Consider the following 5,685-nt stretch of genomic DNA (forward strand, 5'->3'; position numbering starts at 1 on the left):
CGGGCAGACGAAGGTGAAGTCCAGCGGGTAGAAGAACACCAGGCCGTACTTGCCCTTGATGGCCGAAGCCAGGTTGAAGCTGTCAACGATTTCGCCATTGCCCAGCACGGCTGGAACGGTGAAGTCCGGGGCGTTTTTGCCTACGAGTACGCTCATTCGGTATCTCCTGATGGTGGTGAACAGTTCGCACAGCCGGCCAGGGCCTGCTGGCATCACAAGAACTGCGCATCATACACCGACCTGCGCCACTCGCCGAGTTAATGGCCGCCGGCCAGTAACGCCTACCGCCGGTCGCTCTACACCGAGGCCCCGCAGCCAGTACTTTGACAAGCATTCTCATTAGCATTAAGCTCCACGACATCAAGCCTCTACCAGCGATGGTCTCCCTTATGTATGTGTGTCTTTGTGTTGGTGTGACCGACGGACAGATCCGCGATGCGATTTACGAAGGATGCTGCAGCTACAAGGAAGTCCGTGCCGCCACCAATGTAGGCACCCAGTGCGGCAAATGTGCCTGCCTGGCCAAGGAAGTGGTACGCGAAACCCTGACCAAACTGCAGGTCAGCCAGGCCGCCCTGCCCTACCCGGTAGAATTTACCGCCGCGTAAAAACCACGAATTTGAACAACCGGACCCTGTGTCCGGTTTTTTTATGCCTGTAATTCAAGTAGTTAGGGTTAAAACGCGGAACACAAACATTCTTATTCCGATTAATTTTCACTTATTATTCAATAACTTAGGTTTGACACTGGAAGTTGCCGGGCTCAAACTCCTGCTTATAGGCACACATACACAGGGCAGCCCCGATCATGAAAGGCGACGTTAGCGTCATCCAGCATCTCAACAAGATCCTCGGAAACGAGCTGGTCGCAATCAACCAATACTTCCTGCATGCCCGCATGTACGAAGACTGGGGTCTGGAAAAGCTCGGCAAGCACGAATACAAAGAATCCATCGAAGAGATGAAGCACGCTGACAAACTGATCAAGCGTATTCTGTTCCTCGAAGGCATTCCCAACGTCCAGGACCTGGGCAAGCTGATGATCGGCGAGCACACCAAAGAGATGCTCGAGTGCGACCTGCGCCTGGAACACAAAGGCCTGACCGACCTCAAGGCCGCCATCGCGCATTGCGAGACCGTGGGCGACTTCGGTAGCCGTGAATTGCTCGAAGACATCCTCGAAGCCGAGGAAGAGCACATCGACTGGCTGGAAACCCAGTTGAGCCTGATCGACAAGGTCAGCCTGGAAAACTACCTGCAGTCGCAGATGGGCGAGTAATCGCACCGCCCTGGCGGCAACCAAAAGCCCCGCACCCGCGGGGGCTTTTTTTTGCCTGCAGGAACCGGCCTTGCGGGCACAAAAAAAGCCCCGCACAAGCGAGGCTCTTCAGTGCAGCACCGAAATCAGGCCTTGGCCGCCTCGGCTTTGGCTGCTGCGTCCTTGATCAGGGCCTGCAGCGAGCCGTCGGCTGCCATCTCGGTCATGATGTCGCTACCGCCGACCAACTCACCGGCTACCCACAGTTGCGGGAAGGTCGGCCAGTTGGCGTACTTGGGCAGGTTGGCGCGGATTTCCGGGTTCTGCAGGATGTCCACGTAAGCGAATTTCTCGCCACAACCCATCACGGCTTGCGCCGCCTTGGCCGAAAAACCGCACTGCGGGGCATTCGGCGAGCCTTTCATGTAAAGCAGAATGGTGTTGTTGGCAATCTGCTCTTTGATTGTTTCGATGATATCCATGAAGCACCTCGCGGCTGAACTTTCCGACCTGGTTGTCGGCACGGTGACGCATTGTATCGGAAAGCCGAGCACGACGCTCGGCCTTGCCGCTATCAGGCGGCAACCACCTCCACCGGTACCCCGTTGAGCGCCGCATTGCCCGATACCGCATCGAATCGACGCTCGTCGGTCAGATCGTTGGCACTGGCCCCCGCCTGTGCCTGGGCGACGCCCAGGCGCACCCCGGGCCGGCCATGGCCAAAACCATGCGGCAGGCTCACCACGCCCGGCATCATGTCGCTGCTGGCCTGCACCTCGACCTCGATGCTGCCCACCCGCGAGCTTACCCGCACCCGTTGCCCGTCCTGCAGGTGCCGGCCGGCGAGGTCGTCGGGATGCATCAGCAACTGGTGGCGCGGCTTGCCTTTCACCAGGCGGTGGTAGTTGTGCATCCAGGAATTGTTGCTGCGCACATGCCGGCGACCGATCAGCAGCAATTGGGTGGCGGCTGGCGCCAGCTGTTCGGCAAAACGCCGCAGGTCGGCCAGCACCACCTCGGGCGCCGCCTCGACCGCCAGGCTGGCGGTTTTCAGGCGTGGCGCAAGGTTGGACCGCAAGGGCCCCAGGTCGATGCCATGCGGGTACTGGTCGAGCGTCTGCAACGACAGGTTGAAGGACGAGGCGGCGCCATAGCGCCCGCCGCGCAGCCCCAGGTCGATCATCTGTGACGGCGCCAGCGTAGGCTTGAGCGGCTTGTCGACCAGCGCCGCATAGGCGCGGGCCAAACCGACGAAGATCTCCCAGTCATGCAGCGCGCCGTCGGGCTTGGGCAGTATGGCGCGATTGAACCGGCTGACGTTGCGCACCGCCAGCAGGTTGAACGTGCTGTCGTAGTGGTCGTTCTCCAGTGCCGAGGTCGACGGCAGGATCAGGTCCGCATGGCGAGTGGTCTCATTGATGTAGAGGTCGATGCTGAGCATGAACTCCAGCCCTTGCAGCGCCTGCTCCAGTTGGCGACCGTTGGGCGTGGAGAGCACCGGGTTACCGGCCACCGTGACCAGCGCGCGCACCTGCCCCTGGCCGGCGCACAGCATCTCTTCGGCCAACGCCGCCACCGGCAGTTCGCCCCCGTATTCGGGCAAGCCGGACACGCGACTCTGCCAGGCATTGAAGTGCCCACCGGCGGTACTGGCCACCAGGTCCACCGCAGGCTCGGTGCACAGCGCACCGCCGACCCGATCAAGGTTGCCGCTGACCAGGTTGATCATCTGCACCAGCCAATGGCACAGCGTGCCGAAGGCCTGGGTCGAGATACCCATGCGCCCATAGCACACGGCCTTGTCGGCCGCGGCAAAGTCGCGCGCCAGCTGGCGGATCTGCGCGGCCGCGATGCCACAGCGCGGGCTCATGGCTTCGGCGCTGAACGGCCGGATCGCCTCGCGCACCCGATCCAGGCCGCTGACCGGCAGGTGCGTGGCACGCGTCAGGCCCTCCTCGAACAGGGTATTGAGCAGCCCGCACAGCAACGCCGCATCGCCACCTGGGCGCACGAACAGGTGCTGGTCGGCCATCGCCGCCGTCTCGCTGCGCCGCGGGTCCACCACCACCAGCTTGCCGCCGCGAGCCTGTATCGCCTTCAGGCGCTTTTCGACGTCGGGCACGGTCATGATGCTGCCGTTGGAGGCCAGCGGGTTGGCGCCCAGGATCAGCATGAAGTCGGTGTGGTCAATGTCCGGGATTGGCAACAGCAGCCCATGTCCGTACATCAGGAAACTGGTGAGATGCTGCGGCAACTGGTCGACCGAGGTCGCAGAAAAGCGATTGCGCGTCTTGAGCAGCCCGAGAAAATAGTTGCTGTGGGTCATCAGCCGTAGTTGTGCACACTGGGGTTGCCCTGATAGACCGCCACCGCATTGCTACCATGGCGCTGCTGCAGCGCCACCAGCTTCTCGGCGGCCAGCGCGAAGGCCTCGTCCCAGCCGATCGCCTGCCACTGCTCGCCGATACGGCGCAGCGGGCTGCGCAGGCGGTCCGGATCGTTCTGGATGTCTTGCAGGGCTACGGCCTTGGGGCAGACATGACCACGGCTGAAGGTGTCCAGCGGGTCACCCTTGATCGAGCTGATGCGCGGCGCCTGGCCCTCCTCAGCGGTGACTTCAAGGGTCAGGCCACAAATGGCCTCGCACAGGTGACAGGCGCGATAGTGCACGGTCTTGCTCATGGCTGCCTCTGGTTGTCGGGTCTTGAGCCAGACCTGACTATGACCCCGCCCCGCGCCCCTCGCCAGTGACGTTCGTGGCGTGAATCGCCCGGCATCAGGCACGCCGATACGCGCGCGCAACCGCCTGTGGGGCGCAGGTGCATTGCAAACGCCTCTTCGGGCAGTGTACAAAGCCTGTCCAGGGCCAATGAAAAGCGTCGCCAAAACGGCTTGCAACACATTCGGCAGTGCCGAGTTCGCAGCCCCCACTTGGTAAGACGCGACATTTAATTATAGTATTGCGCCTTTCCCTATTTCGTCGCCCCGTGCGGCTTCTGCCGCAGGTCACGTCCGTTGTTTTGAAAAACCGGCATTTGATGATCTGCGGTCTGTTGCAAAAAGGTAGTCAATGATGAGCGCTAGGCACTTTCTCTCCCTGATGGATTTCACCGCCGAAGAACTGGTCAGTGTGATCCGCCGAGGGATCGAGCTGAAGGACCTGCGTAACCGCGGCGTACTCTTCGAGCCCCTGAAAAACCGGGTGCTGGGCATGATCTTCGAAAAGTCGTCGACGCGTACCCGCCTGTCGTTCGAGGCCGGCATGATCCAGCTCGGCGGCCAGGCCATCTTCCTGTCGCCGCGTGACACGCAACTGGGCCGTGGCGAGCCGATCGGCGACTGCGCCATCGTCATGTCGCGCATGCTTGATGCGGTGATGATCCGTACCTTCGCCCACAGCACCCTGACCGAATTCGCCGCCAACTCCCGCGTACCGGTGATCAACGGCCTGTCCGACGACCTGCACCCGTGCCAGCTGCTGGCCGACATGCAGACATTCCTCGAGCACCGCGGCTCGATCCAGGGCAAGACCGTGGCCTGGGTGGGTGACGGCAACAACATGTGCAACAGCTATATAGAAGCGGCCATCCAGTTCGACTTCCAGCTGCGCATCGCCTGCCCCGAAGGCTACGAGCCTGCTGCGCGCTTCGTCGAGCAGGCCGGTGACCGCGTGCAGATCGTGCGTAACCCGCAGGATGCCGTGCGCGGCGCACACCTGGTGAGCACCGATGTCTGGACTTCCATGGGTCAAGAGGAGGAAACTGCTCGGCGCCTGGCGCTGTTTGCGCCCTACCAGGTCAACCGTGCACTGCTCGACCTGGCGGCCCCGGATGCCCTGTTCATGCATTGCCTGCCCGCCCACCGTGGCGAGGAAATCAGCCTGGATCTGCTCGACGACCCGCGTTCGGTCGCCTGGGACCAGGCCGAAAACCGCTTGCATGCACAGAAGGCGCTTCTCGAATATCTTGTTGAACCGGCCTATCACCACGCATGAGTCAACCTCTACTGCTCAACCTGCGCGACCTCGCCTGCGGCTATGGCGAGCAGCGCATCGTCCAGAACCTCAACCTGCACCTCAATGCCGGCGACATCGGTTGCCTGCTGGGCTCCTCGGGGTGCGGCAAGACCACCACGTTGCGCGCCATCGCCGGTTTCGAGCCGGTGCATGCGGGCGAGATCAGCCTGGCGGGCGAGGTCATCTCCAAGGCCGGGTTCACCCTGGCCCCGGAAAAACGCCGCATCGGCATGGTGTTCCAGGACTACGCGCTGTTCCCACACCTGACCGTGGCCGAGAACATCGCCTTCGGTATCGGCAAGCATCCGCGCCAACGCCAGGTAGTCGATGAAATGCTCGAACTGGTGAAGCTGGACACACTCGGCGGGCGCTACCCGCACGAGCTGTCCGGCGGCCAGCAGCAGCGCGTGGC

The 5,685-nt window shown here is 62.1% G+C and carries 6 protein-coding genes and 1 pseudogene; 4 read left to right on the forward strand and 3 right to left on the reverse strand.

Translation table 11 applies throughout. The annotated features are described in order from the left end of the window. Positions 1-156: redoxin domain-containing protein (locus tag G3436_RS25150; RefSeq protein WP_163950817.1), on the reverse strand; the 156-nt coding region annotated here is incomplete at its 3' end. Between the two features lie 233 nt (positions 157-389). On the opposite strand from G3436_RS25150, the gene G3436_RS25155 reads away from it, so the two are divergent. Together G3436_RS25155 and bfr are read left to right on the forward strand one after the other, a co-directional pair. Then, complete coding sequence (locus G3436_RS25155) at positions 390-608, forward strand: bacterioferritin-associated ferredoxin (RefSeq protein WP_043861976.1); 219 nt, start codon at positions 390-392, stop codon at positions 606-608. A 200-nt stretch (positions 609-808) separates the two neighbouring features. Further along, positions 809-1,279, forward strand: a complete 471-nt coding sequence (bfr, locus tag G3436_RS25160; protein ID WP_163950818.1) for a bacterioferritin — start codon at positions 809-811, stop codon at positions 1,277-1,279. A 125-nt stretch (positions 1,280-1,404) separates the two neighbouring features. Here bfr and grxD read toward each other — a convergent pair whose 3' ends face one another. Beyond that, a complete protein-coding gene (gene grxD / locus G3436_RS25165; RefSeq protein ID WP_163950820.1) occupies positions 1,405-1,740 on the reverse strand; it encodes a Grx4 family monothiol glutaredoxin in 336 nt (111 codons plus the stop codon). Between the two features lie 92 nt (positions 1,741-1,832). Continuing rightward, positions 1,833-3,940, reverse strand: a pseudogene (locus G3436_RS25170) (molybdopterin oxidoreductase family protein). A gap of 391 nt (positions 3,941-4,331) precedes the next feature. On the opposite strand from G3436_RS25170, the gene argF reads away from it, so the two are divergent. Both argF and G3436_RS25180 read left to right on the forward strand, forming a co-directional pair. Further along, positions 4,332-5,252 (forward strand): ornithine carbamoyltransferase, encoded by a 921-nt coding sequence (gene argF, locus G3436_RS25175; protein ID WP_163950823.1) that lies wholly within the window; start codon positions 4,332-4,334, stop codon positions 5,250-5,252. Beyond that, the coding region (locus tag G3436_RS25180) for an ABC transporter ATP-binding protein (protein WP_163950826.1) at positions 5,249-5,685 on the forward strand (437 nt) is incomplete at its 3' end. The genes argF and G3436_RS25180, both read left to right, overlap by 4 nt.

This window comes from Pseudomonas brassicae, assembly GCF_010671725.1.
Classification (GTDB): domain Bacteria; phylum Pseudomonadota; class Gammaproteobacteria; order Pseudomonadales; family Pseudomonadaceae; genus Aquipseudomonas; species Aquipseudomonas brassicae.

Excerpts from the sequence above, each read along its gene's own strand:
- G3436_RS25155 (WP_043861976.1), top strand. The coding sequence starts at position 390 with ATGTATGTGTGTCTTTGTGTTGGTGTGACCGACGGACAGATCCGCGAT.
- bfr (WP_163950818.1), top strand. The coding sequence starts at position 809 with ATGAAAGGCGACGTTAGCGTCATCCAGCATCTCAACAAGATCCTCGGA.
- grxD (WP_163950820.1), bottom strand. The coding sequence starts at position 1,740 with ATGGATATCATCGAAACAATCAAAGAGCAGATTGCCAACAACACCATT.
- argF (WP_163950823.1), top strand. The coding sequence starts at position 4,332 with ATGAGCGCTAGGCACTTTCTCTCCCTGATGGATTTCACCGCCGAAGAA.